This is a genomic window from Prevotella merdae, from assembly GCF_900290275.1.
Classification (GTDB): Bacteria; Bacteroidota; Bacteroidia; order Bacteroidales; family Bacteroidaceae; genus Prevotella; species Prevotella merdae.
In genome coordinates this window covers 804,898-830,099 of the sequence record NZ_LT985324.1, presented here as the reverse complement: position 1 = coordinate 830,099, position 25,202 = coordinate 804,898, and the positions used below count along the sequence as shown (strand labels likewise).

The 25,202-nt window shown below is 42.4% G+C and carries 27 protein-coding genes; 17 read left to right on the top strand and 10 right to left on the bottom strand.

What is annotated here, in order from left to right:
• The first annotated feature begins 3 nt into the window (after positions 1-3).
• The 6 genes from C9991_RS10000 (at position 4) to C9991_RS09975 (ending at position 5,021) form a co-directional block, all read left to right on the top strand.
• Entirely contained in the window at positions 4-684 is a 681-nt protein-coding gene (locus C9991_RS10000) for a hypothetical protein (RefSeq protein ID WP_106812382.1), read from the top strand.
• The gene (locus tag C9991_RS09995) at positions 684-1,220 is read left to right on the top strand and encodes a C4-dicarboxylate ABC transporter (protein WP_106812381.1); all 537 of its coding nucleotides are present in this window, start codon (positions 684-686) and stop codon (positions 1,218-1,220) included. The genes C9991_RS10000 and C9991_RS09995 overlap by 1 nt, the downstream gene beginning before the upstream one ends.
• 66 nt (positions 1,221-1,286) lie before the next feature.
• Positions 1,287-1,562, top strand: coding sequence for a hypothetical protein (locus C9991_RS09990; protein WP_106812380.1), 276 nt, complete (start codon positions 1,287-1,289; stop codon positions 1,560-1,562).
• Between the two features lie 92 nt (positions 1,563-1,654).
• Entirely contained in the window at positions 1,655-2,275 is a 621-nt protein-coding gene (locus C9991_RS09985; protein WP_106812379.1) for a hypothetical protein, read from the top strand.
• Positions 2,259-3,983: a hypothetical protein gene (locus C9991_RS09980; RefSeq protein ID WP_232823301.1), complete on the top strand. Its 1,725-nt coding sequence runs from the start codon at positions 2,259-2,261 to the stop codon at positions 3,981-3,983. The genes C9991_RS09985 and C9991_RS09980 overlap by 17 nt, the downstream gene beginning before the upstream one ends.
• Positions 3,984-4,067: 84 nt before the next feature.
• The gene (locus C9991_RS09975) at positions 4,068-5,021 is read left to right on the top strand and encodes an Abi family protein (protein ID WP_106812378.1); all 954 of its coding nucleotides are present in this window, start codon (positions 4,068-4,070) and stop codon (positions 5,019-5,021) included.
• A 525-nt stretch (positions 5,022-5,546) separates the two neighbouring features.
• Here C9991_RS09975 and C9991_RS16730 read toward each other — a convergent pair.
• A complete protein-coding gene (locus C9991_RS16730; protein WP_157949437.1) occupies positions 5,547-5,726 on the bottom strand; it encodes a hypothetical protein in 180 nt (59 codons plus the stop codon).
• 366 nt (positions 5,727-6,092) lie between these two features.
• Between C9991_RS16730 and C9991_RS09970 the strand changes: the two genes are divergently transcribed.
• From C9991_RS09970 to C9991_RS09960, 3 genes are all read left to right on the top strand, one after another.
• Positions 6,093-6,320 (top strand): hypothetical protein, encoded by a 228-nt coding sequence (locus C9991_RS09970; RefSeq protein WP_007901489.1) that lies wholly within the window; start codon positions 6,093-6,095, stop codon positions 6,318-6,320.
• Between the two features lie 32 nt (positions 6,321-6,352).
• On the top strand, positions 6,353-6,682 hold the full coding sequence (locus tag C9991_RS09965; protein ID WP_157949436.1) for a hypothetical protein: 330 nt from the start codon (positions 6,353-6,355) through the stop codon (positions 6,680-6,682).
• A 190-nt stretch (positions 6,683-6,872) separates the two neighbouring features.
• On the top strand, positions 6,873-7,925 hold the full coding sequence (locus tag C9991_RS09960) for a hypothetical protein (protein ID WP_106812376.1): 1,053 nt from the start codon (positions 6,873-6,875) through the stop codon (positions 7,923-7,925).
• A gap of 245 nt (positions 7,926-8,170) precedes the next feature.
• Here C9991_RS09960 and C9991_RS09950 read toward each other — a convergent pair whose 3' ends face one another.
• From C9991_RS09950 to C9991_RS09915, 8 genes are all read right to left on the bottom strand, one after another.
• Positions 8,171-8,674: a hypothetical protein gene (locus tag C9991_RS09950; RefSeq protein ID WP_106812374.1), complete on the bottom strand. Its 504-nt coding sequence runs from the start codon at positions 8,672-8,674 to the stop codon at positions 8,171-8,173.
• Positions 8,667-9,872 carry an ImmA/IrrE family metallo-endopeptidase gene (locus tag C9991_RS09945; protein WP_106812373.1) on the bottom strand — a complete coding sequence of 402 codons (1,206 nt, stop codon included), beginning with the start codon at positions 9,870-9,872 and terminating at the stop codon, positions 8,667-8,669. The genes C9991_RS09950 and C9991_RS09945 overlap by 8 nt, the downstream gene beginning before the upstream one ends.
• 108 nt (positions 9,873-9,980) lie before the next feature.
• The gene (locus C9991_RS09940) at positions 9,981-11,006 is read right to left on the bottom strand and encodes a virulence RhuM family protein (protein WP_106812372.1); all 1,026 of its coding nucleotides are present in this window, start codon (positions 11,004-11,006) and stop codon (positions 9,981-9,983) included.
• A 4-nt stretch (positions 11,007-11,010) separates the two neighbouring features.
• Entirely contained in the window at positions 11,011-13,401 is a 2,391-nt protein-coding gene (locus C9991_RS09935) for a restriction endonuclease (protein ID WP_106812371.1), read from the bottom strand.
• Between the two features lie 4 nt (positions 13,402-13,405).
• Positions 13,406-15,706: a hypothetical protein gene (locus tag C9991_RS17080; protein WP_232823300.1), complete on the bottom strand. Its 2,301-nt coding sequence runs from the start codon at positions 15,704-15,706 to the stop codon at positions 13,406-13,408.
• Positions 15,703-16,752, bottom strand: coding sequence for a DNA cytosine methyltransferase (locus C9991_RS09925; protein WP_106812370.1), 1,050 nt, complete (start codon positions 16,750-16,752; stop codon positions 15,703-15,705). Before C9991_RS09925 ends, C9991_RS17080 begins: the two co-directional genes overlap by 4 nt.
• Complete coding sequence (locus C9991_RS09920; protein WP_232823299.1) at positions 16,749-17,441, bottom strand: DNA-methyltransferase; 693 nt, start codon at positions 17,439-17,441, stop codon at positions 16,749-16,751. The genes C9991_RS09925 and C9991_RS09920 overlap by 4 nt, the downstream gene beginning before the upstream one ends.
• Positions 17,442-17,510: 69 nt before the next feature.
• On the bottom strand, positions 17,511-17,714 hold the full coding sequence (locus C9991_RS09915) for a helix-turn-helix transcriptional regulator (protein WP_198643810.1): 204 nt from the start codon (positions 17,712-17,714) through the stop codon (positions 17,511-17,513).
• 167 nt (positions 17,715-17,881) lie between these two features.
• Between C9991_RS09915 and C9991_RS09910 the strand changes: the two genes are divergently transcribed.
• The 5 genes from C9991_RS09910 to C9991_RS09890 all read left to right on the top strand — a co-directional run bounded on the left by C9991_RS09910 (position 17,882) and on the right by C9991_RS09890 (position 21,852).
• Positions 17,882-19,201: a hypothetical protein gene (locus C9991_RS09910; protein ID WP_232823298.1), complete on the top strand. Its 1,320-nt coding sequence runs from the start codon at positions 17,882-17,884 to the stop codon at positions 19,199-19,201.
• Positions 19,182-20,036: a DUF6712 family protein gene (locus tag C9991_RS09905; RefSeq protein WP_106812368.1), complete on the top strand. Its 855-nt coding sequence runs from the start codon at positions 19,182-19,184 to the stop codon at positions 20,034-20,036. The genes C9991_RS09910 and C9991_RS09905 overlap by 20 nt, the downstream gene beginning before the upstream one ends.
• A 73-nt stretch (positions 20,037-20,109) precedes the next feature.
• A complete protein-coding gene (locus C9991_RS09900; protein WP_232823297.1) occupies positions 20,110-20,556 on the top strand; it encodes a DUF4097 family beta strand repeat-containing protein in 447 nt (148 codons plus the stop codon).
• Between the two features lie 145 nt (positions 20,557-20,701).
• Positions 20,702-21,358 carry a hypothetical protein gene (locus C9991_RS09895; RefSeq protein ID WP_106812367.1) on the top strand — a complete coding sequence of 219 codons (657 nt, stop codon included), beginning with the start codon at positions 20,702-20,704 and terminating at the stop codon, positions 21,356-21,358.
• Positions 21,355-21,852: a hypothetical protein gene (locus tag C9991_RS09890; RefSeq protein WP_106812366.1), complete on the top strand. Its 498-nt coding sequence runs from the start codon at positions 21,355-21,357 to the stop codon at positions 21,850-21,852. The genes C9991_RS09895 and C9991_RS09890 overlap by 4 nt, the downstream gene beginning before the upstream one ends.
• 2 nt (positions 21,853-21,854) lie before the next feature.
• On the opposite strand, the gene C9991_RS09885 is transcribed toward C9991_RS09890, so the two are convergent.
• Complete coding sequence (locus tag C9991_RS09885) at positions 21,855-22,811, bottom strand: hypothetical protein (RefSeq protein ID WP_106812365.1); 957 nt, start codon at positions 22,809-22,811, stop codon at positions 21,855-21,857.
• 258 nt (positions 22,812-23,069) lie between these two features.
• On the opposite strand from C9991_RS09885, the gene C9991_RS09880 reads away from it, so the two are divergent.
• The 3 genes from C9991_RS09880 (at position 23,070) to C9991_RS09870 (ending at position 25,137) form a co-directional block, all read left to right on the top strand.
• Complete coding sequence (locus C9991_RS09880) at positions 23,070-23,501, top strand: hypothetical protein (RefSeq protein ID WP_106812364.1); 432 nt, start codon at positions 23,070-23,072, stop codon at positions 23,499-23,501.
• A 57-nt stretch (positions 23,502-23,558) separates the two neighbouring features.
• Complete coding sequence (locus C9991_RS09875) at positions 23,559-24,710, top strand: hypothetical protein (RefSeq protein ID WP_106812363.1); 1,152 nt, start codon at positions 23,559-23,561, stop codon at positions 24,708-24,710.
• Positions 24,711-24,867: 157 nt separating this feature from the next.
• Entirely contained in the window at positions 24,868-25,137 is a 270-nt protein-coding gene (locus C9991_RS09870) for a hypothetical protein (protein ID WP_157949435.1), read from the top strand.
• Positions 25,138-25,202 lie beyond the last annotated feature (65 nt).

The following is a 25,202-nucleotide window of genomic DNA, read 5'->3' as shown; positions in this document are numbered from 1 at the left end:
ATTATGAACAATCTGACTGACAAACTCCAGCAATGGCTCGACACGCCATTTGCTGAGCGTGACTGGAACGAGGGTGCTATCCTCCTTCTCCAACTCACCAATAACACTATAATGTATCGTAATCTCAGCATCAATCCTAAGGGAAAGGCTGAGTTCATCGAAGGCAAGCTCCGTGCCTTCCTCAAAGCTCGCCGTGAGGTCGAAGCCCACGACGAGGTGAACATCATGCAGGAGCAAGTGGATGCTATCGTGGCAAGTCGAACAGAGTTCAAGGAACACAACGAAGCGAAGGACTTTAAGGCTGGCAAGCGTGCGGATCACGACTCGCTGCCTGAGGATATCCAGGCGCTCTATGTCGAGAACCTTGATATCACTCATCGTATGCGTGAACTCCATTTGCGCCTACGCTTGTTGTCGGACTCTACTAAGCAGATGCCGGCTGCAGAACGCAAGCCGTTGCTCGACGAGTTTATAAATCTCGATAAAAAGTTGCACGCAAATTGGGACACTTATGACCATTATGTAACAAAGGCAGAAAGTGCAGCCAATACCGAAACCAACGAAAGCGAAGAGGAGCAGACTAAGGAAACTGAAATTAGTCCATCACCAACGGACCAATTAGCTGAGCAGCCTGAGGATGCCACTCCTTCCAAGCCGAAGTCCAAGTCTAAATCCAAGAAGTAGTGAAGCGCAACATCAATATAGATGACATCCTAAAGCCACTCTCTGAATGTCCGCACCAAGCGTATCTCTCCAATGCTCTTCAGGTGGCGGACGTCTTAGAGTGGATTTTGGGGCAAGTCGGCAAAGCGGAGATTTGGCAGACATCGTTCTCCATCTCCGAGGAGTTCCTGCGTAGGCTCTTCTTCATCGAGAAGTCCGGAAACATATCTGCCTTTAATCTTGTTCTCGACCATAAGGCTACGAACAAGACTCTGAAGCTATGGGCGTTCATCACGCAGACGATGAAGCGTACCTATCTCGCTGACAACCATTCTAAAATCCTTCTCGTGCAAGCGGAGTCTGGAGAACAGGTTAGTGTTGTCACCTCGCAAAACCTCACACGAGGCAACCGCCATGAGTCCACCTTCATATCCACTTCGCCCGACATCTTTAATACTCTTCATGCGTCCGTCATGGATCTTATAAAGAACCATTCCGTTCCGCTAACCGACCTTTTCCAACAGCGCATCACTGCAGCCGGAGGAAATAACTCTTAATTGAATAACTCAAAATCGGCGCAGCCGACAATTCAAAACTCAAAAATCAAAACTCAAAATTCGAGTATGGATTATTCAGAAGAAACCCTCACGCAGATTGAGCAGTATGCTTCAATCTACCTCAAAATAAGCGATATGGCTGTCATTCTTGGCGTACCGCCTGAGACACTACGCCGTGACATCGCAGACCGAAGTACCGCCGTTTCGCAGCGTTACCACCGTGGCAAGGCTGCTTCACGTGTTAAGCTCCTGCATCAGGAGATGCAGCTCGCCTACGTCGGCTCTCCTCTCGCTCTTGAAAACACCCGTAACAACCTCCTCGATATGGAGGATGATGAATAGCTCACCAAAATTGCCCACAAACAGCCCTCATACCCAAGGCTTAAAAAGGCTTAGGAAGGCTTAGTGAGGCTTATCCCATAACATTAACAATCATGTCTCAGCTCAGTATCATCGATATCGCCAAACAGGACCTTTACACCTCCCAATCGGAATTGGAAGGCAAATATCCTGTTCCCCAAATCGAACATCTTCTTCGATTAAGGGACATGGTCACATGGTCAATCGCCAACCCTGACATGAAGGATCGTCAGTTTGTCGATGAGCTGCGCAGTCGCTACGGACTGTCGCAAGTCACGGCGTATGCAGACTTGAAAATCGTAAAGGCGCTGCTCCCGAACCTATCTGAGTGTACGCGCGATTTCCACCGTTGGCGGTATAACGAGATGATTATGGAAACGTACCAGATGGCGAAGAAGCGTAAGGACACGAAGACGATGGAGAAAGCGGCTACTTCTTATGCGAAGTTCAACCGCATTGACATCGAAGACGAGCAATCTGTGCCGTATCACATGATTGTCGTCCAACCGTTCTTCCCGACTACGGACCCTCGTGTTGTGGGTATCACGCCAGTTCCGAACATCGACGACCGCATCCGAAAGCTCACCCAGGAACTTACCTCTTCGCATCCGGACACGGAGAATATCGAATACGAACAAGCGGATCTTGTTCTTGATGACATCTTTAAGCCTGAAGACAATGACGAACAAAGTTGACACTTCCCTTTGGGATATCGAGGCGAAGCAACACTCTAAGCGTGTGTACTTCAACAAACCTCAGCTCCTTACGCAATACATCGGCGCGAAGACTACGGTCATCGTGGCCGGACGACGCACTGGCAAGACGGACTCCATCGCCTCGCCGTTTGTGCTGCGTAACATGCAGCGTATGCCTGGATCTACTGGTGGTATCGTCGTGCCTACGTTTAAGCACGGACTTACCAACACGCTCCCTGGTCTGCTTGCAGCGTGGAAGCGTTGGGGCTATATCAATGGCGTTCACTATGTGGTAGGCAGAAAACCGCCGAAGTCATTCGCGAAGCCAATCACCGAACCGGCTGACTATGAGCATGTAATCACGTTCTATAATGGCTCGGTGGCTATCATCATCAGTCAGGACCGCCCGGGCTCTTCCAACTCGCTTACGCTCTCGTGGCTGCTCATTGACGAGGCGAAGTTCATTGATTATAACAAGCTGAAGGACGAGACTCTGCCTGCTAACGGTGGCATACGCTCGTACTTCGGGCACCACAGCTTTAACCATAGCATGATGGTGCTTTCGGATATGCCTCAGACCACCAAAGGTTCTTGGTTTCTGCACTATGAGGACAAGATGGACACGGAACTGATTGACACCATCAAGGGCACAATCTATAAAATTTGGCAGACGAAGGAGCGCATTGCACAGCTCAAAGAGCAGCGCAAGCCCATTCCGTCATATCTGCCTAACTACCTCAAATGGCTCGACCAGTCGCTTAACAAGATGCGCTCGGTGGCGGTCTACTATAAGGAATACTCCACCCTCGAAAACTTACAGCTTCTCGGTGAAGAGTACATCCGGCAGATGAAGCGCGACCTCACGCCGAAGACTTTCCAGACGTCAATCCTCTGTCAGAAGATAGGCATCTCGCACGATGGATTTTATTCGTCTATGCAGGAATACCACAAATATGATGCATCGGATTTCGACTACCTCGACTCGCTCGGCTACGACAAAATTATCAAGGAGGCGCAGCAGGACTTGTACACCATCCACGCAACTAACCAGTTCTCCACGCTCAACAGCTCGCTCGACTGTCGCACGGACTCGGACATCGACCCTATGCAGCCTCTATGCATCGGTATGGACTACAATGCCAATATCAATTGGATTGTGTGCGGTCAGCCTCGTGCCAACCGCCTGAACATCCTCAAATCGTTCTATGTGAAGTTCGAGCGCAAAATCCCTGCGCTCGTCGCCGACTTCTGCACCTACTACGCCCCGCATCCTAACAAGACGGTCATCTACTACTATGATGCCACCGCCCTCGGCTCTAACTATGCCGTGAACGACCAGGACTTCCACTGGGTGGTAGTCCATGAGTTTGAGCGTCATGGTTGGCAGGTCATTGACGTGTACCTCGGCAACCCGATGCGACACGATGAGAAATACCTTCTCATCAATCAGGGTTTTGCCGGGAAGCAACGCCTGATGCCGTACTTCAACCGCCAAACAACGATGACCTTATCCTCGCCATCCAGTCCGCAGGAGTGGAGCGAGGTCGCAACGGCTTCCGCAAGAACAAGTCTATGGAGAAGCAGCCGGAGTCCGAAGAAGACCTTCTCGAACACCGTACCGACGGCACCGATGCCTTCGACACCCTCTATATCGGCTGCGAGAAGTTCCCACAGCACGATTTATATCCAATTGCGATTGGTGGGGTGAGATAAATAAATGTTGCAGTATTTAGCTTTGAAATAATGAAGTACGCCATTTTTATGTTATCTTTGCAGTCTAAATTTGATTATCATGGTAAAATATAATAAACCGGCCCTAACATTCTCGCAACAAGTGGACTTGCTTATTGCCAGGGGGCTTGTTGTAAACAATAAGAAAAGAGTGGAGAAAACTCTTGCCAACATCAGTTATTACAGACTTAGTGCATATATGCTTCCATTTAAGGAATGTCAAAATGGTGTTGTTATTGACAGATTCGTTCCTGATACCACTTGGGAAATGGTCTATGATTTATATAAATTTGACCGCAAATTGCGTTTGCTTTTATTTGATGCCATTGAACGCATTGAAATAGCAATACGAACCCAAATCGTTAATCAGTTAAGTTTGAAATACGGCTCTCATTGGCAAGACAATCGTAGTATTTTCAAAGGTCCAATAACTCGTAGACGTAGAGATGGATCTACTTTCACTGATGATGTTTTTGCAGATATGCAGCAACATATTAAGGATAGATTGCATAACGACCGCTCTGAAACATTTATCCAACATTATCGTGATACTTATTCAGAACCGGAAAATCCGCCTTCTTGGATGAGTGTCGAAATAATGTATTTCAGCCAGTTGTCTCGTATTTGTGACGGATTAAAGAGACGTGCTGACATTGTTGGCATTGCTAAGTATTTTTCTTTGCCACCGCAAACATTTCTATCGTGGCTTCATGCTTTGAATTTCACAAGAAACTTGTGTGCCCATCATTCAAGAATGTGGAATAGAGATATGAATATTGTGCCAGAGAAACTGGAGTTTTCAAGAAATCTCAAATGGATATCCAACCCAGATACGGCAAAAAGAAACAAGGTGTACTATTCTGTGTGTATGATATACTACCTGTTGCAGACAATAAACCCACGAACGTCATTTAAAAAGCGACTGGTTGATTTGCTCGAAAAATATTCGCACGTAATAAACCTTAATTCAATGGGATTTCCTGCAAATTGGAAAGACGATAATTTTTGGAAATAACATTTTTTTGCTTGAAAAACTTTGTTATCACAAAAACTAATCGTAATTTTGCAGCAGAAAATTTAATAGATAGTTTTTAAACTTAAAGATAATAGGCCTCCCAGGCGAGCTTTCGAGCAGCATACTTGGGGGGCGTTACTTATTTTATAGGGTATAGTCATATAGAGTTACTTTAACTCTGTTGAAGCGGAACACTGCCTAATCACCCTTTCCTATACGCCTTTGTCTTGCGCCCAACGCAGGATGAAGGCTTTTCTTTTTTTCAGCGGTAGACTCCGCCTTCAGCACCTCCTTCGCTATTTGCACCTTTAGCTTTTGCAATCTCTCAGGCGTGAGAGTCAATAACGTAATGTAGCCAATCCCGATTTTCAAAGGAGTAAGGCGTGGCACACCACCTTTCCTGCACTTTGTGCATCTTTCCTATGCTGTTATCTTGATAGCTTGTTCCACCGTCCCTGTCATTGTCTGTGGAGTAATTGGCTTTTGTTCGCCACCAAAATGACAAGTATTCATATTAGCCTTTTCTCATCCGTTCCACACTCTCATTAGTGAATTGGCTTCGATATTACTGATGTCCGTTTCATTATGCAGCAAGCACATCCACCTTTCTGCTTGCCTAAAAGATAGGTATCTGTCTGACACGATTTCATCATGGAAGATGTAGTCATCCCATCCTATGATGACAACAGAGATTGCACAATTCATATCACCAGTCTTCTTCTTTTATTATTCCGGAGTAATATTCTGAAGTGGTGTTTTTCGTACCAAATCATTTTATTTGTTCGACGTGAAGCACTTACCAAATGTAATGCTTATGATTTTTCCTTTGCAAAGTTAGCGCAAGCGGCATTCTGAAAGGGTCGCGCAACACGCTTATCCTAAGATTTTTTCAAAAGTTTTTGGGGCAGGTTTGCCTCATTCCAAAATCTTTCAAGCCCTGAAGGATGAAATAATCTTGGCTATCCCTTGCATTTACATGCCTTCTCCTTGCTGCTACTTGTATGCACGTAAAAATTACAAAAGCACTTCGGTGCTTCACTTTTAAGTCGAACAAATAAAATTTTAAAGATTATGGTACACACCACTTTTAATTCAGAATATCACTTCGGTAAAAGAAGTTCAAGACAGGTTGAATTGTCAAGCAATCTCTATCAGGTTGTCATCAATGGAGAGGATGGCGAGTATATCGAATATGAAATCGAGGCTGACAGCCATTCTGAGGCAAGCGCCAAGGCGGAAGCACTCGCAGCAGACAGCTTTGTAGACATCAGCTATATCGAAGTCTATCTCATTCACTAATCAGATTGTTTCACTCTTAAAATAAGAAAGTTATGAATACTTCAAATGTCATTTTAGCAGCTAAAGCCAATTCCGGCAAGTCCACAAACAATGTATGGGTCGTTTACACAAGCGATAACAGCTCAGATAAGATGTATTGCACAAGTGCATACAAGGCTATGCGCCTCGCCTTCCTCCTCAAAAAGAGGTTGGGATTGAACATCTCTGATAATTGCCTCGCACGCCTCTCGCAAGAGATTGCAAAAGCTAAAGCCCCACAAGGGGCTGCGGTGCAGGAGGTGCAGAAGCCGGAGCCAGCTCCAGTAGAGGAAAAGCCAAAGAAGAAAAGAGGGCGCAAGCCAAAGGCTGAAAAGGCTGCTTAGGCAGTCTTCCACTTCCGCCCGGCTCGAAGGAGTCGGGCTTTCTTCTGTCGCTGCTGCAAGATCGTAGCAAGTCCGCACTTGCCTACACTCCATACTAAAGCCCTTTGTCCTTCGAGCCGTGCAGAGCAACGCTGCGGTTGGGTCTTTTCTTATACAGGCAAAGCCTGTTATCTTTGAAAACAAAAAGGTCATGCTGAAAATCAATTATAATCCTTCTCTCTACGTCTTCACTTGCAACATCCCATCGGAGATAGAAATATCTACTGATGCTGCTTCGGTATATGTCACTATCGCATGTGGTCCTGACACTATCTTTGAAACTACGCTTTACCCTTACAACAACATCGCCATGCTCTATGATGCTCGCTCCATCATCGAGGGTCACTTGTTGGATAAGCAGCGTGTCTTCTCCAACTTCGTCATCACGGCGGACACAAAGACAGAGGAGGCGACCACGCCGGAGCGCCATTTCATTTACTCTCGTCTGAGCCTCGCTACAAATGCCATGGGCTTCGTACAGCTGTTCTTCCTCACCACACGCTCGATGTTCACTATTCCACGCAATTCGTTTCAGGCACTTTCAGCGTTTTACTTGCCTGATGTCACGTTGCAGGGCTACACCGAGTGTCTGGCTCTCTTCGATGGCGAGTCAATACCTCGCATGGTTCGCATCGAGGATGCTAAGGTGGACACCAAGAACTCCACCTTGATACGTAACATTATAAGTCCTATTGCTATAGAAACCCGCATCGGCAGCAAGTGCCGACTGCTCCAGTTTACCGTACATCGTGGCTTTCTTGCCAAGACGTTCTATGTCACTGACCGTACGCCGAACCTCACGCTGCTCGTGCGCAATGAATTCAACTGCGATGAATACATACACCTCACTTGCGTCACCAAGAGCAAGCTCGACCTCGACCGTTCCACTGCCACCTCGCTCGGTGTCACCACCTTCTATGATGACAAGTCAGCCTACGAGTATGACGTAGAGTCCTCGATGCTTACCTTCGAGGAAGCCAAGCACTTCTCCCACCTCCTCCTTTCTCGCCATGTCAACATCGTGGAGAAAGGCGGTGCCGTGGCACCCATCACCATCACTGACATAAACAGTGAAATCTCCGATGCCGACAACGCCACGAACAGCATCAAGTTCAAGTACAAGTACAGCAGCCATCATTTCCCATTCACCATCGACTACGGCAACAACATCTTCGATGATCCTTTCTACCGCACCTTCGACTAATCCACATCGCTATGCAATCAATATACATCACCACACTCCGCAAAATCCTATCCAGTCCCGAACCCATCGACATCCGTCTCTGGACTCGCAGCGGTGAAATCCAGTCCTGGCACCGCTGCATCTCCCTCAAATATGACTTCTACAAAGGCACAAGAAGAATGAAGCTGCTGGACTCCAACGAAATCCGGCAGCTTCGCGATGTGTGTATATTTGAGGTGAATGGAATTGAGGTATATATGTAAAATTTATTTTTCCATATCAGAAACTCCATATCCCTTAGATTTGTTCAAATCTCTAAGTCTATCGTAAAGTCCATAAACATTACGGCTATTAGCAGCCCATTCGCTAAGAATATTAACTAATTCTTTATAGTCAACACTGTAGGCCATACGACTATCAGCATGGCGATATCCTCTTTTATCCTTTCTTTGACCACGCGTTAAATATGTATTAATTTCTTCATAGATGGGCTTTCTGGCCACCTCATTATTTTTACCTTTAGGGAGGTATTTTCTCAAAAGCTTACGTACCACATTGTAATAAAGATCATATTTCTCTTTAGGATTATCTATTGGTTTATCCAATATAGTATCAATTTCATTACGAATTTCTATATTGCCGTCACTCGTGAAGAGAAGTGATTCCTCTTTACTTTCATTTGCTTTTAACAACAACAATTCAATCTCTCTCTCTTTAGCTTGCTCCTTTTTTAAAGCAAGTTCCTCAAGTTCTAATTTTTCTTTACTCATAATTATTTACAATTAAAAGTTTTTTTATTTGTTTTGCGTTTTGGACCAACTCTGAAGACTCAAAAGGATTCATATTTATAGTCTTTAGTGCTTTTGTTGTATTGGGGATATATTTGTTAAATTTAGCCCATGCATCATACTTATAACAATATGTTGAATAAATAATAGACGGATGGATACCCCATTGTTGCGCATAAGATAACACGTTTATATGTGAATTTATATATCCTTCTATAAAATTTAGTTTGTCATCACTCAACAAAATTTGCTGAGCAAAGTAATCTGCTCTATCCTCGTTCGTCAACATTAAGTCGCCATAATCACTGCTTATATGGTAGCATTTTCTGGAAATATCCTCTAAATCATAGAGAACATGATACAATTCATGCATAAGTGAAAACCATAAAGTTGGGTATTTTTTCCCTAAGTCAGATATAACGATACATGGCTTTTCGTTTATGCACAAAGTCGCCCCTCGAACTTGTTCTTTGCTTAAACAAGGTTGATAAATTACCGTAACTCCAATTGAATATAATGCTTTTGCAACTGTTATTAATCCATATTCTTCATTTCTTGAATACGGTTTTATTTTAGGTATTATTTCTATTAATTTTGAACGACTATATTTATTGGGGTTGTCTATTGAAATAAATTGAGTGTAAGCCGAGCGGATCCAAAACTCCCTCATCTTCTCATTTGAGGTCTTCTTTGTCCTACTAAATGCACGTCCTAAATCATCAGATGCAAAATCATACAGGCTTTTTAGATTAAAGAACTTCTTTATTCGAGAAACTATATTTTTGGTACTATTTTCAGATGTTAGAAAGCCACATTTCTTTAATGTCTGCAAATCAAACATCTCTACTAAATATCCAGCATCTCGCGCATCTTGAATTTCGCCAATAACATCAGCGTCCATTGTTGGCAAGTATGATGATGCCAACTGTTCAAACTCAATGCCAATGAAATTCGCTAATTTTATGAAATTAACCAAATTAATTTGTTTCGCCGTTCCCTCAAGAATAGGTTTTAGGCTATTTAATTGAATACCCAATAATTTTTGTATTGCTCTATCAGAAAGCCCAAGCCTGTTTTTCTTTATCTCATATAACTCCTGCAAAGAGTGCGATGCTATATTTTCATCACACTCTCTTATTGCAGGTCGTAATATGGGAGAAAAGTTATTGTCTATTTTCATAACGATTAAAATTTTATGCAAAAATACATATTTATCTTGATTACACCAAATTTCCGCATAAAAATTTAATCGCTTTATCTTAAATAATTCTGTAATTATATAGTAATACTATATTTTGTCACTATCATCAAACGGCAGCAGATTATTGAACTTATCAAAATCTGAGCTGAATAATTTGTCTTGTATAACTCTATATTTTTCAAACTCTGACTCCGCAAAACTCTTTGCAAACTCAGCCGTCACCTTCCCGGCATCATGCAAAACGGCATCACCTCCAGCTTCAAGGATGATGTCTATTCGTTTTGCCCAATCTTCCATTGACATAGGGATATGTCGCTTAGCCATACGTTCTGCCATGTCAAGAACAGAGTTGACGAGTCTGCCCATGTCTTCCAGCTCAACTTGTTTCAGATAATTCTTGGCAATGCTCACATCAGGTTTAACAATCTTTCCATCTGGAGCATTTTCCCATGTCGTCAACCCCATGTGCTCCTTTTCTGCGTTCGCACGCTCAACAATAAGTTCTGCAGCAGTGTGCCCATGAACGGCATAATGCATCTTATTCTGAACTTTCTTATAGAAAAGCCGAGTGGTTGGGGCATCCTTGTTGTAATCAATGGCCGTGGCATATATATCCGTAAGTTTCTGATAAAAGCGACGCTCGCTCAATCTTATCTCACGAATTTCTGCCAACAAGTGCTCAAAGTAATCTTCTCCAATGAATGAGCCGTTCTCCATACGTTTCTTGTCTATGATATATCCACGCAATGAAAATTGGCGGATGACGTATGTACACCATTGACGAAATTGTGTGGCACGTATAGAATTAACGCGATAGCCAACAGAAATGATAGCATCGAGATTATAAAACTGCGTATTGTATTTTTTACCGTCCTCGGCAGTATGTGCAATTTTTGCACATACTGAATCTTGTTGCAGTTCTTTTGTTTCAAAGATGTTTTTCAGGTGCTTGGTTATCACACTTCTATCAACATCAAAGAGTACAGCCATTGCCTTCTGCGTAGCCCATACCGTTTCGTCTTTATACAATACCTGTATTCCCTGTTCCTTACCTTCTGCAACAAAGGTCAGAAACTCTGCCGTACTATTTCTTATTTCAAATTTCTTTGCCATGTCTTTACTTTCTATATTTTATCATTTCACTTCCTTTCAAATATATAGGCATACCCTTGTCATACGCAGCAGACTTTAATTTCTCTGCCTGAATAATTCCGTTTATGTCGAACTCTCCAAGAGTTATTTCCTCGTCAAAGAAATAACAGAAATACCGATCATGTCGAGGATTAACATATCCTTGATTAATCATCTGCTCACGACTCAGTTCACCAGTATTTTTTACACGAAACGCCTTGTACACTTTCTTCTCGCCATCCATATACAGAATAACAAACTTAGCGTGTTTCACATAGTCACGGCTCTTCACAACACCGCCATGGACATCCTTGCCAAGACGCACATTATAGGCATCGTCGCGCTTGCCACCCTTTCGACTGAATATCCAGTGCAAATGGTCAAGTCCGTTTACTATGCCGATAAGAATAGTAGTATATGCGTAGTTCTCCAAATAGTGCATCGTAAGAAACTGTTTGGGAATCTCGTCATGCGACCGTGGTTCCACTATCGGCATGACATCCTCTGGAAGACTCCGAGGGTCCACACCTAACTCACATGGTGCTACATAGAAAGCTTGCTTTAGGTCGAACATCACTTGTTCGTTTTCATCAGCTATTAGCCTACGTGCTTCTTCTGCCCGTATAGCGTCATGCTTCACATTCTTGTAATACTCATATTCTTTATCAGGATTGCGCAAAGCCAAAGAATAATACTGCTGGTCGCTGCCTTCTCTGTTTTCAAACGGATGGAACACCTTGCCGAGCAACAACTGGAAATTGTCTTTTATGTATTCTTCAGCGTTAACATTGGCATGTGCCGTCATAGCATAGAACGCGAAGTTCTTCTTCAGCATCTCCTGTATCTCTTCACGAAACATCATGCGCACCTTCTTTCGCCATTCCGCTTTTCTTACTGTATTGTTCCTGCCGTACAATGACACCACAAACAGAAAGTTGACATCATAATGTGCCAGAAGGAACGTGTCACGGTCGAAGAGACGATTGTCAAACTGACGGCTTAAGTAATATGCTTGCCTCCGTTTATCCTCCGGCTTTGAGCTGTCCAGCAGATGTATGTCGTCATCTGCGCTGAGTACATTCTGGTTGGCAGAAATAAAGAAGTTCGGGATAACATTATATCCCTCAGTGACGTCATCACGCAGTTTAACGTGTCCGTCTTGGTCTTCCTTCTTTCCATCATTAAAGAGGTCAAGGTTCCACTGTATCACATTACGTGCATAAGTAAACTGCTTGTATACACTCTCTACACCGAGAGCATTACCTCGTTTGTAATACTTGGAGTCACCAATATAGTAGATGTTGTCATCGTTATCGTTATTGGTCAACTCTTTGTATTGATACATGTGGTCCACACGCTTGCCGTCGGGCTGATCTTTCAAATCCTTTGGCAGTTGTTTTCTTTGGTCTCCTGCTATCAATTCATCTATGATTGCTTCAAACACTATATGGAAACTCTTGACCAAAAGATATTCCTTCTGGTCTATATTAAGAGTAATGTTTTCAGGACGGTCAAAAAAAGCATAGCACAATTCCCATAACTCCAGTGCTTTGTCTGAAAAATATTTATACTTAATTTGTTTCAGACGACGCTTCCCAAATCCTCTAACATATCGTTTAAACTTTTCACCTCTTATCAAAGGGAAGTTTACATTGATGCGTACGGGGAAACCATACTCGTCCTGCATGTGCTGAAGGATGCTATAGTAAATGACAAGAAGTTCCTCGTCAAAGTTTATCTGACGCTTCTTGTTCACGGGGTTTAGATAGCTAACGTCTTGGCGGCGTGAGCCTCCCGTGCCGTCCTGTATGATGGCTTGGCTTTTCGATATGGTCCGTGTCCAGTTTATCTTGTTCACGCCGGAGTGCAAATTCTTGACCACGAACATCACGAAGCTCTCGTTCTTACGGTTCCATTCCTGCAAGGCAAGCAACACGTCCAAAAAAGTGTTGGCACGGCGCTTTTTCATGTGTCCCATCATCGGGGCTCGCCGATAGAGCACGATGCTTGGCTGATTCTTCGGACTGTCCATGCGGTCGAACTCATGGTCTTTAAAAACGCAGATGGCACGATATATCCAAACGCTCAGATTATAGATGAAGGTATATTCCTCCGTTTTCAGCTCTTTGCTGTCGTCCGCATTTATCAAGTCCTTAGGTTCGATATGACCGAACACCTTTTCATGCCCGAACGCACCCTCAAGCAAGACCTTTGGCAGAATAAACACACAATCGTTAACGTCGGGATCTGGATTGAAGAAGTAGCCCACATAACTCAGACTAACTTTTCCTTCCACGTCCTGAAGCACACCAAGACCCTTGAGAACGTCAGCGACGTCCTCATAGTCATATTGGTATTCTTCGATTAGTATGCGCATATTCCTATTCCGTTTCTTTTTCTACTGACCAACCTTGTTTCTTAGCAAAGTTTATGATGAAATCAATGTTATACTTGTTCCACCAAGTCAGAACTTTATAATTAACACTATCTGAAGAAGTTTGTTCATCGCCAAAGCAATCCTGATAGCTTCCATTTATGTCTTCGACTTTTGCCAAAACACCCTTGTATCTATACTTGTTATCTACACTTTCATCAAAAGCGAGATCTTTCTGAAGCTCTTCAAAAGTTTTGTCAGAATGTTCATTGATGTACTTCATGACAATTTTATATCCGAGGTCTTTCTTTGACAAACGAGTCTCACCGTTGAATGAGTATTTTGTGTAATCTATACCGTTAGAAGGATTACCATCTAAAGATGGTCCTTCTTCGTTTCCGCTCTTAATGTTGTTATCTCCGACTACAGCAACTAAGAACTTGCGGATAGCTTCTATGTTAACGGTGTTATCATCCTTATAGAATGCCTCAAACGTTGCTTCTTCAGTGTCTTCTCCAACTTTAAACAAAGAAGTGTCGCCGTCCTTGAACACGTCATTCCACAAATAGAATAGCACTTTGCCGATAAACTTATCCTCTGATATAATAAACCCTAAAGTGTCAGGCTTGCAGAAGAAATAGCCCAGCTTCTTGTCGTCGCTACTTGTTTCCTTGGCAATCTTCTTGTTTATCTCGGTAACGAAAGTCCACCAGTCACATTCCTCAGAACCGCACTTTATCTTCCAGTCCTTCTTGGCATCCGTAATCTTCACGTATTTCCAGTCCCAACGGCGCTTAAATGCAGAGTCTATTGGGAACAAGCTCTGATCACTTGTATTCATAGTCGCCCAAATATACAAGTTGTTTGGCAATAACAATACTCGGCCTTCTTTTACCGCCTCTGTAATACCTGCGTATCCAGAAACTACACCATCAATATTGAATCCTTCACCAAGAGAAAATTCTCCATCTTCACTGAAAGCTTTGCTTATCTCTGTCTGCAAATCTGTGTCAGACTCTATTGGATATGTGGAAAATCCATTATCTGCACGATCAAGCAGCTGGAATAAGTCGCCGAATATCTGCGCACAGTTACCTCTATTTATCTCCTCAATGATAAGAAACTGTACATCTGTAGTCTCACCGCCAATTGCGAACTTCTGCCATGCAGCAAGGTAAGCTTTCAGAAACGCCTGCTTCACATACTTATACGTAATACGTTCTTCCTTCAGTTTCTTACCATCCTCTATAACCACATGTCCAGACACGTCACGCAAATCCACTTGCGACATTACAGGCTTATATGCTCCCACAAAAGTAGAGTAGTCGCTGTCTGGATGAAACGTGGTACGTATTGCAGAATACGATCTGGTAATTTCGTTTATCTCATACGACTTTCCGGTGCCTGGAGCACCATAGTAAATCTGCTGCAAAGCTAAATGATGGTTAGCATGATCATTGACTTCCAATTCTTTTGAAGCTACTTCATCATTGTTTTCAACTTTGATATCCCTAATACTTAGAGAAGTATTTAATATCTCAGAATACTCCTTAATATTAAAATTATAGTTCTCGTTAACAGTTACTAAAGACTTCTTGTAATTAAGCCAAGGAACAAGATTTTCTCTCAACATACTATTCAGTATCCGTGTTGGCCCAACAATTTCATCTGACTCCAAGGAAACTTCATTGCTAGAAATCAAGCTTTTGTATATTCCCTCAGTCTGGAAATACAAATCATTTTCTCCATGTCTGAGTTTGAACAAATTATTCTCTATACATATATTTAAGAATAGACAAATACGTTGTTCTATATTGTTTCCTATTTGCTCGTTTTGCAGCCATGCTAAAAGCGTTTCTTTAACAGACTCCTCTGAGTTAGAATCAAGAATTAGATCAAAAGTCATCATATTACTTGCAAAATCAATTCTCTTAGGATACCTAACTCCACCAGTACGTTCTTTTGTCATAGACAAAGAACTGTTTTCAAAGCCTAAACGTCCCAAAGCAAACATCAATGTAATGCCAACATACAAAGACTCAATTTGGCTAGTTAACAGAGGGTTTTCATCTATTTTCTCAATAATATCTTTATTATTTAAGAAATTCTGAATAAATGATTTGTATTCTTGCTTTAACACAATTCCATTTCCTTTACTCTCAGCATACAATATTGAAGATTTCTTGTTGTTAGCCAAGTAAAGTAAATATGTAAGTGCTATAACTTTTCGAAGATTGCTAAGTGATGATTTTATCCCTGTTAAGGAATTAATAGCATCTCTTTGTATGTACTCTTTAGGATTTATCATATCTCATTATTTTTAATTACATTTGCAATAGCCTTCGCTAATAATGGAGGAACAGCATTACCTACTTCTTTCATTTGAATAGTTTTAGAACCATAGAAAATGAAGTCATCAGGGAAAGACTGAATTCTAGCTGCTTCTCTTACTGTTAAACATCTATTCAAAAAAGGATGTGTAAATCGTCCAGACGATGGCGTGTCAAAACGAGTAGTAATCGTCGCAGCGACATCATCTTCCAGTAGGCGACAATAAGTTCCACTATAAATGGATTTCGTTCTTTCTTCTTCTGGTAAGACCTTACCGCCTTCGCCAACAGGTACCATAGCCATTCGACGCAAAGCTGTTGCATTATGTTTGGTCGCAACATGGTTATACAGAATTTTACATTCCCCTCTTAATTCTTTTTGATAAGGAGTTATTGCTTCCTTGTCGTAATCTGAAACCTCATGCCCTTCACCCGAGTTAATGAAAGGGAGGTCATAGATTGCATCCTTTATAGTTGTGCGTACCCCTAAAGGCTTAGGCAATTCAATCTCAATATTACCCATTTGCCCAATAAACACAGCTCTATGTCTGTCTTGTGGAACGCCAAAATCTGTGGCTTTAAGAATGCCGTATTTTACTTCATACCCAAGTCTATTGAACGCACCAACTATTTCATCCTTAAAATATCCACTTGATGTTGTTATAATCCCTGGTACATTTTCTAGAACAAAATATTTAGGTCTAAACTCTTCAACAAATCTTACATATTGATGGAATAAGAAGTTTCTAGGGTCGTCAAGACTTAATCGTTTCCCTTTTTGGGAGAATCCTTGACATGGAGGTCCTCCTATTATAACATCTATATGAGGATGTTTTTTATGGAGCTCATTAATATTAACGTCCCTAATATCGCAAGGATACACATCTGTTTCAGGATGATTCTTTTGATAAGCTGATGCAATGTCTTTGTCGAATTCAATTGCAAAAGCAACAGAGAAATCTCCAGCCATTCTAAATCCTTCCGACATACCTCCTACACCAGCAAAAAGGTCTCCTATAATCATTTTGATAATTCTTTTATATTTAATATTCTATCGTTAGCAATTTGGTAATATGATTGGTCAAGTTCAATACCAATGTAACGTCTATTATTGAGGGCAGCAGAAACACATGTAGAACCACTTCCCATAAATGGATCTAAAACAACATCACCAACATTTGTTAACACATTGATTAGTGTATTCAATATGGATAGTGGCTTTTGTGTTGGATGCTTGCCATATTTTTTTTCTGAACTTGGACATACTGATGACTCAAGAAAATCATGCAGCACTTCTCCGTTATTATTGAACGTTCCAGAAGTCCCATTATTGATAAAATATATCCAACATTCTGTTGAATTAACAAAATGTATATTCATATTTCTAGGCATAGGATTGGTCTTATGCCAAATTCCTGTGGTTTTATAATAAAACCCATGTTTTTGAGCAAGCTCTATGATATCTGCCACTTTAAGAACGGACATAAATACTATTAGCGTTCCTCTTTTCTTTAAGACACGCGAACACTGAAAAAGGAACTTATTCATGTTCGTTTTCCATGCCTTATACTCCATATTGTCCCAGCCAGCATAAGCAAACTGGTTATCACGCATTTTCCCCAAATTGGTATTACGCTTATGCATGAAAAGCCCAAGATTATAAGGAGGGTCTGTTATGATACAATCAATAGAACCGTCTGGTAATGTCTTCATAACTTTAAGACAATCACCATTTAACAGTTGTGACTGATTAACGTCTATATTTATTTTTGTTACCATGATTTATTTCTTAGTTGACCACAATAACTCCTTTACGTCAACCTCCAATAATTCTGCAACTTTTTTCAAAGTTGGTAAATCTGGTTGCGAACTATTCGTACACCACTTTGAAACAGTGGCTGGATTCTTACCAAGTTCGTTTGCAAGCCAGCTATTTGTTCTTTTCTTTTCTGCAAGAACAACCTTTAATCTATTTATATCTTCCATTTTTAAAATCATTGCGTTCAACGCAAAATTAATCATTTTATTTTTGAAAACAATGAAACCAACTGTTTATTTTAACTAATTTTTACACAATATCAACTATACATGATGTTATTTGTCTTTTCCGCCTCATTTAATCAACTGTATCTTTGTCTCAAAAACAACATATTATGCCCGATACACTAACATTTACATCCGTCCATACTATCCCCAGAACCCACGCCTCCGCAGCCTTCACCTCCAAGACATCTGAAGTCTTCAAGGAGGAGCACAACATCGCACCAATCATCATCAACGACAAGATGAAGTACATCCCGTGGGGAGGCGACAATCAGATGCCGTACAACATTATCGACCTCATCGAGTCTGACGAGACAATGAGCACTTGCCAGATGTTCAACGCTGAAGTCTGCTATGGCAGCGGACTTGTCTATGACACAGGGCTTGCCACCGCACAAGTCCAGTCGCAAGTTGATGACTTTATGCTTGACAACGACCTCGCAAGTTACTTCCTCGGTGTGTGCCAGGACTTCAAGCACTTCGGATTTTGCGTCAGCGTGATCATCCTCAATGAGGATGCCAGTCGCATTGTCCGTATCGTTCGCAAGCAAGCGTGCTACGTCCGCTTTGCTCCTGCTGACAAATCGGGCGTGATACCTTATATCCTTTATGCCAACTGGCGTAATACGGTCAGTCCGGATGACATCGAGCGCATCGAACTTCTCAATCCACAGTCGCCATTCACCGACCTTCAGAACAGAGGAAAGAAAATCAAGAAGTTCGCTGTCGTCAGCCGTATTCCTACGCCCGACAATACGTATTATCCAATACCGTACTACGCAGCTCTTTTCAAAGGCAAGTGGTTCAACATCAAGCAGCTCATCGGCATCGCCAAGGAAGCGAAGCTCCGAAACTCGGCTCCCATAAAGTACCACATCGAGATTGCCAACTCCTTTTGGAACAACATCTTCAAGGTCGAGGGCATTACTGACCGTGTCAAGCAGCAGGAACGTGTCAACGAGGAGAAGGACAACATCATCAACTTCCTTACTGGCATGGAGAACAGTGGAAAGGTGCTCTTCTCCACGTTCTATGTTTCACCCAATGGTGAGGAGCAGCATGACGTGGTCATCAACAAAATCGAGACGGACAAGGAGGGTGGCGACTGGGCTACGGACATTGTCGAAGCCATCAATATGATGTGCTTTACCATGCGAGTCCACTCCAACCTTGTAGGCTCGGTGCCTGGCAAGTCGCAGACCAATAACTCCGGCAGCGACAAACGCGAGCTTTACACCATCGCCCAGGCTCTGCAAAAGCCTTACCACGACCTTCTTTTTTCCGTTCACCGACTGATCATCCGTTTCAACAAATGGACAGCGGTCAAGCCGGACTGCCCATTCATCCAACTCACCACGCTCGATGAGAATAAGGACGCAAAGCAAGTTTCAATCAATAAATCCAAAGACAATGAGCAATCTGATAAATGACAACGAAACTCTAAGAAAGTACGTTCCCAACACGCTCAAAGCGGTTGCTGGTGAGCTTTCTCTTTTCAACAAGATACAGTATCACCTCTTACAGGCGGAGCAATGGCTTACCGCCACTTTCGTTTCGTCCGACACGATGAGTCGCATCCGCACGTACTCTGACAGCACACCGCTCCTGCATTACTGCCGTATCATCACGGCTGCAGAGGCGATGCTGCACGCCGTGCCACAGCTCGACCTCATCCTTACGCCTAACGGTTTCGGCATTGTCAGCAATCAGAATGTGATACCGGCATCTAAGGAGCGCATCGAGAGGCTTCTTCTTTCTCTTGAAAAACAGCGCGACGATGCGCTTGCCGTTATCCTCACCTTGCTTCCGGATGCTCACCATTGGACGGCTTCGGAGCAGTTCAATTACTTCGCTGCCACGATGTTTTCCACGCTCGACATTGTGCACCAACTGGGCTTCGCTGACCATATTTGGCTGCGATACCAGGACACTCGTGCCAAGTTGCTCGCCATTGAGCACCGCCTCGAAACGGAGTTCTTCAGTCCGGAACTCATGGACATGCTTCGCACGGCCAACGCTCTCAACAAATGGGACATGACTCTCGACACCGCTCAATACAAGCGGATGTATCAGCGCATCTCTGCCATTGAGTTTTCTATTCTCCGCATCGGTGAATATCCGATACCAAGCATCATCGACATAGTGAACAGCATACGTTTAGCCAAAGGCAACGTATTCGCTGAATGGAAACAGTCTGACACCGCCAAACTCTTTGAAGACCATGGATATAAAAATAAAAAAGGAGCAAGTGGGTATTTCTTCTGAAAAAGTTGCATTTTCCAGGCAACATTTAAAGAGGTTGTGCGTTTTATAATTAAAACCATTAAATATATAACAAATGAAAAAGAGACTATTTGCAACCATGTTGCTTTTTACTTGCATCTTGTCTTTAGCTTCATGCAGCAAAGACGATGGTGATTGGGATGCCATGAAATGGGAAAAGAACAATTATGAAGTAGCGCTAACACCAAGTTTTGGCAAGGCTATTGGCGTGCCAAAGTCTGGCGGTACATATACTTTCAAATGCAAGAATTACAAGAATTTTTGGATTGAATACGTTAATGAGTCGGTGGGTGATAAAACTAAAACCATTATAAACGTTCCTGCGTATGATGACAAACTTTATTCCGAAGTTAAAGGCAACTTTACATCTTCAAAGGTGGAAGGAAATACGCTCACTGTTACATTTGCTCCCAACGAAACACAGAATGGACGTTATGTTCGTGTAAACGTTTCTGCAGGTGATATTTTTGATAAAATCATGTTTGTGCAGAAACCAGAATAAACAATTTGTCTTTTCCCCCATACAAATGCTTCCGTACTTTCGCAGTATGGAAGCATTTTTCAATTTATCCCTACCCACTGATTGGCAGTCACTATCTGACAGCCAACTCCAATATTTCTTCACGCAGCTCTCGCATGATCTGCCAATGGAAGAAATACTCACTCTCTGCCTGTTCAAATGGGCAGACCTAAGGGTGTTGTGCAAGACGCATGACGGCAGCTATCTCGTAAAGCACCGCCAAGCACCCAAGCATGAAACAACGCTGACCATCAGACAAGTGCAAGCAGCCACGGCTACATTGGACTTCTTACGACAGTTCGCACCATTGCCGGTTCGCATCTCCAAAATCGGAAGAGCCACTGCCATCGAAGCCGACTTCCAGGGCGTGCCGTTCTCGACGTTCATCTCTGCCGACAACTACTATCAGGGCTTTCTCCACACCAAGAACGATGCCTTATTGAAAGACCTCGCCACGCTTCTGTACCCAAAGGTAAAGTCGCGTCACCTCACAACACCGCTTTTGCTCAACTCTTTCTATTGGTTCTCGTCGCTGAAGCATTACTTCGCCCATCTGTTTCCGCACTTCCTGCAGCCAGTGTCCTGTTCTTCTGAAGACCTACTTGGCTATGCACCGCCCATCGGCGAGGTGCTACGGACTGCCATGAACGCACAGATCCGTGCGCTTACTAGAGGTGACATCACCAAAGAGGAAGCGGTGCTCTCTATGGACACATGGCGAGCACTCACAGAACTCGACGCTAAGGCTAAAGAAGTTGAAGACATCAAACGACAAACGAAATGACAGACAAGAATATCAATTGGGATGCATCATCTTTCTTTGAAAGACTTGCATCCAAAAACAAATTAGCTAAGACAGAAGAATTTCGATTCTGCCGTGTTTCCGGACTGGAAGGATTTGAAGAAGCTATTCAGCATCTCCAATCCACAGCCAACTTTATTGCCGTTTCTGATATATCACAAGGATATACAGAGCTAAACACAACACCGCACACACGAAGAGTAAAAACAGTATTCTTCGCTATGCGCCATGCACTCGACGATATGCAAGCACGCCAGGAGTGCATGGATACTATGCGTGAGCTATTCCGACAATTCATGTCGGTGCTCATACAAGAGAAAACGAGAGTCGAGGAAGAACACATCTACCTCGACCCTCGTATCTCTTTTCAGGAAATAGACAAGTATTTCCTTTCAGGCTGTGCCTGTGCCTTCTTCCAAATAGCTACGGACGTTTATACTGACCTACGCTATAATGAAGAGGAATGGGAATTATAATATTAAAATCCAGCAAATAGATTAAAATCTATCGGGACATCATCATTACTATGCTGATTCTTGAACTCTATAAATCTCATTTTTGTTTCTTCTGGTATTTTATTATATAGTTCCTCTGACATTCCAAAATTTTCGATTTTTGTTGCAAACAAATCTGTAAGCATATAACCTAATGAATTAGCATCTAGATTTCCCCATAACTCTGTATATTTCCGGATGTGGGAATTTACATGATTTTGGGGATATCCAACAATTATATCCAATGTATTCTCACGTGGTATTATATGGATAAACAATATTGATTCTCTAATCATTATTCCATCTGACAAATCATAGTGATCATCTTCTCCATATATTGCTGATGCATAAATATCAAGTTTCGGATAAATATAATGTTTGAAATAAAAGAGCCCACTATTATGGTTTATTTCTTCTGTCAATTCGTCCTTTAATCTACGAAGAAAAGTTCCAGTACATAAAAATTTGTATATATGCTCAGATACCTCATCATTGACAGATATATTTAATTCTTCATTATTCGATATAATTTCTAACCATTGATTAGCGACTATTTCAATTTTTACTAACTCACCACATAATGCTCTATAACTATATAAAAGTTGGTTTCTATAGTTATCAAGATTGAAGTCTTTTACTTCAATACTGCGAAACAATTCTGTGTCATGCTTAGCACAAAATATAGGATATGACAGTGCTTCGTTTATACCTATAGACTTAAACTCCCAATTATTATCATCTGCAAACCAATAGAGAGGATATCTGTATTTTACCTCTCTAAACTTGTGAGAACATGAAATGTTATTTAAAATGCCATGTCTCTGTAGAAGGTGAGAGTTTATTGCAAACTCTGTACATCCAGGACATTGACATTTTATTTCTTTTAATACCTTCCTTTGTATTTTTGCCAATAACGCCAGTTGTTGTTTGGTTGCTGTCATATTTATTATTTTTCAGAAATAAACCTATAATTACCTTTTATTAGAAAGGGTTTCTATTGTTCACATCTTCTGTTTTTATTATAATCTTGATTTATATAATATTAATTGCAAATATAATAAACTCTCATAGAATAACTAAATATTTTCATAATTATCTTTAATCTATATCCTATTTTTGTTACATGTTAGATTACATATGAGAGATTTATAAAACAAATGTCTTTTTATTAATAGATGATTGAAATTTATCTTTGCATTATGAATCAGCAAATTACCGAACAACAAACATTTGAGCAGAGGCAAAAGTTCGTTCTTGCCTTCAACGATACGATGCTCAAAATATGGCGTGAGCAAATGACTCTCCTCGGTGTAATCGACACCGGACGTTTGCTTCACAGCCCCAAGTCCCTACCTGTCCGTGCGGATGGTCGTTTCATTGAGTTAGGACTAAGCCAGTCCTTCCTCGAATATGGCCTTTGGCAGAACTTCGGTACTGGCAAGGAGATTCCAAGAGGTAATCATGGCGACATCGGCCGTGAACGCAAGCGCAAGAAGAAGCCCTGGTTCTCCCGTAAGTACTACGCTTCCGTCATGAACCTCCGCGACTTCCTTTCCGACAACATCGCTCACGAGTTCGTCGGTGTCGTCGCCCAGGCTCTTGACGACAAGTATGTGCGCTATAATCACTAACAATGTCTTTTCTCCATCTAAAAGTCAGCCATACCTTTGCTAAAAACAAGCAAAAGTATGGCTGACATTTCATCTATCACATCTCTCATCACCTCATTTCGCAGCGAGACGCGCGAAGAGGCTATAACGCCCGAAGTTCTGGGCGCACTGTTGCAGAAAATCGCTGACCTTTTGGGCAAAGCTGCTCTGCAGACGGATATGGGTCGCCTTGATAATTGGCGCTCGGATCTTGCACGCATCGGCTATGTGCTGACATCGCTCACCATCGGTTCGGATGACCGCAACAACGTGTATTTCACGTTGGGAAAGGCGAACCTCTCTACTGGCATCAATCAAATTGCAAACAATTCCATTCTCATACGCCAAGCCACTACCGAGCGTGCCGGAGTCATGCGTGCGCAGCAGGTGCAGGACTTGAACAAGTGCAAGGCTGATATCTCCAAGTATTTCTCTTCGCTTTCAACTTTGGAGGAAACAATCTTAAATCTACAAAAGGGTATTGCAAATATCAGTCTCCGTGTTTCCAGAAACACCAAAGCAACCACTGTCAACGCTGAAGATATCCTAAAGATACAGACGGATATCAAATCGCTTGCGTCGCAGATAAAATCGTTGCAAGCTGACATTCTGAAGTTTGCCACGATGAAGCAGGCTACGCAGATGCACATTGAATGTATCATCACTGACAGCACTCTCGTGATACAGGATGCCCACCATTATATCCGGCAAGGGCTTACCCCAGTCATTTTCCGACACTCGGTACGCACAAGTCGCAAACAGAAGGATGAGAATGGTGTGCGTGAGTATCTTCCACGGCGACGTGGCTGGAACCGCTTTTATGACGACCGAAAGATTAGTGTAAATAATGGCGACGAGATTTCTTTCCGTTTTGATAAGGAGGGCGACCCGAACAGAGGTAAGTATTTTACGAAACCTGATGTGTTGTTCAGTGACTGCCGTGCCATCATCGACCCCGAAACGCAACAGCTTTCGGAAGTGCGCATTGACTTTGGCAAACGCTCCTATAACATTCTCGGCATCAACCGCCATTTCCGCTTCGCTATCGGATTTTACAAGAAGTCTAAAGATTATGGTCCGTTCCAGTTCAGCGAACTCCGAACTAACCTCGCTGAGTTCAAGGTTATCGCTAGGGCTGATACATTAGATAGTAGCAACAATTACGAACTCACCTTCAATTTCAGTATGTAAACGAAAAAAGCCATGGTTTCTCCGCAAGGAGTCCACCACAGCTCGGAAGAAAAATGGTGCTCAAGACACCACAATGCAAAAGAGCAATGGTCCAATCGAACCACAACTCAATCGCGAAGATAACAACATTATATTAACTCTCAAAAGACAATTCATTATGACTAAAGAAACTAAGGAAAACGTGCAGATTATCTCTGCCATAGCTATGCTCATCGGTGGATTCCTCCTCGCTGTCGCAGGATTCATCGTACCGCCCACCGGACAAATCCACGAGTCTGTTCTGGGTGTATTCGCTGAGTGTCTAATCTACGCTGGCTCCATCTTCGGTGTCACTATCTACATACAGACTAAGTATGCAGAACTACGCTCGTACCTCGACGACAAACTGAAAGATAAAGAGCGAAAGAAACCAAAACCTCAAGAGTAAAATTCTAACTCAAAATTGAACAATTCAAAATCGGCGTAGCCGACAACTCAAAACTCAAAATTCAA

Bases quoted from the DNA above. Each gene is read 5' to 3' on its own strand.
- C9991_RS10000 (WP_106812382.1), top strand. From the start codon at position 4: ATGAACAATCTGACTGACAAACTCCAGCAATGGCTCGACACGCCATTT.
- C9991_RS09990 (WP_106812380.1), top strand. From the start codon at position 1,287: ATGGATTATTCAGAAGAAACCCTCACGCAGATTGAGCAGTATGCTTCA.
- C9991_RS09985 (WP_106812379.1), top strand. From the start codon at position 1,655: ATGTCTCAGCTCAGTATCATCGATATCGCCAAACAGGACCTTTACACC.
- C9991_RS09980 (WP_232823301.1), top strand. From the start codon at position 2,259: ATGACGAACAAAGTTGACACTTCCCTTTGGGATATCGAGGCGAAGCAA.
- C9991_RS09975 (WP_106812378.1), top strand. From the start codon at position 4,068: ATGGTAAAATATAATAAACCGGCCCTAACATTCTCGCAACAAGTGGAC.
- C9991_RS16730 (WP_157949437.1), bottom strand. From the start codon at position 5,726: ATGAATTGTGCAATCTCTGTTGTCATCATAGGATGGGATGACTACATC.
- C9991_RS09970 (WP_007901489.1), top strand. From the start codon at position 6,093: ATGGTACACACCACTTTTAATTCAGAATATCACTTCGGTAAAAGAAGT.
- C9991_RS09965 (WP_157949436.1), top strand. From the start codon at position 6,353: ATGAATACTTCAAATGTCATTTTAGCAGCTAAAGCCAATTCCGGCAAG.
- C9991_RS09960 (WP_106812376.1), top strand. From the start codon at position 6,873: ATGCTGAAAATCAATTATAATCCTTCTCTCTACGTCTTCACTTGCAAC.
- C9991_RS09950 (WP_106812374.1), bottom strand. From the start codon at position 8,674: ATGAGTAAAGAAAAATTAGAACTTGAGGAACTTGCTTTAAAAAAGGAG.
- C9991_RS09945 (WP_106812373.1), bottom strand. From the start codon at position 9,872: ATGAAAATAGACAATAACTTTTCTCCCATATTACGACCTGCAATAAGA.
- C9991_RS09940 (WP_106812372.1), bottom strand. From the start codon at position 11,006: ATGGCAAAGAAATTTGAAATAAGAAATAGTACGGCAGAGTTTCTGACC.
- C9991_RS09935 (WP_106812371.1), bottom strand. From the start codon at position 13,401: ATGCGCATACTAATCGAAGAATACCAATATGACTATGAGGACGTCGCT.
- C9991_RS17080 (WP_232823300.1), bottom strand. From the start codon at position 15,706: ATGATAAATCCTAAAGAGTACATACAAAGAGATGCTATTAATTCCTTA.
- C9991_RS09925 (WP_106812370.1), bottom strand. From the start codon at position 16,752: ATGATTATAGGAGACCTTTTTGCTGGTGTAGGAGGTATGTCGGAAGGA.
- C9991_RS09920 (WP_232823299.1), bottom strand. From the start codon at position 17,441: ATGAAGACATTACCAGACGGTTCTATTGATTGTATCATAACAGACCCT.
- C9991_RS09915 (WP_198643810.1), bottom strand. From the start codon at position 17,714: ATGGAAGATATAAATAGATTAAAGGTTGTTCTTGCAGAAAAGAAAAGA.
- C9991_RS09910 (WP_232823298.1), top strand. From the start codon at position 17,882: ATGCCCGATACACTAACATTTACATCCGTCCATACTATCCCCAGAACC.
- C9991_RS09905 (WP_106812368.1), top strand. From the start codon at position 19,182: ATGAGCAATCTGATAAATGACAACGAAACTCTAAGAAAGTACGTTCCC.
- C9991_RS09900 (WP_232823297.1), top strand. From the start codon at position 20,110: ATGAAAAAGAGACTATTTGCAACCATGTTGCTTTTTACTTGCATCTTG.
- C9991_RS09895 (WP_106812367.1), top strand. From the start codon at position 20,702: ATGGAAGAAATACTCACTCTCTGCCTGTTCAAATGGGCAGACCTAAGG.
- C9991_RS09890 (WP_106812366.1), top strand. From the start codon at position 21,355: ATGACAGACAAGAATATCAATTGGGATGCATCATCTTTCTTTGAAAGA.
- C9991_RS09885 (WP_106812365.1), bottom strand. From the start codon at position 22,811: ATGACAGCAACCAAACAACAACTGGCGTTATTGGCAAAAATACAAAGG.
- C9991_RS09880 (WP_106812364.1), top strand. From the start codon at position 23,070: ATGAATCAGCAAATTACCGAACAACAAACATTTGAGCAGAGGCAAAAG.
- C9991_RS09875 (WP_106812363.1), top strand. From the start codon at position 23,559: ATGGCTGACATTTCATCTATCACATCTCTCATCACCTCATTTCGCAGC.
- C9991_RS09870 (WP_157949435.1), top strand. From the start codon at position 24,868: ATGACTAAAGAAACTAAGGAAAACGTGCAGATTATCTCTGCCATAGCT.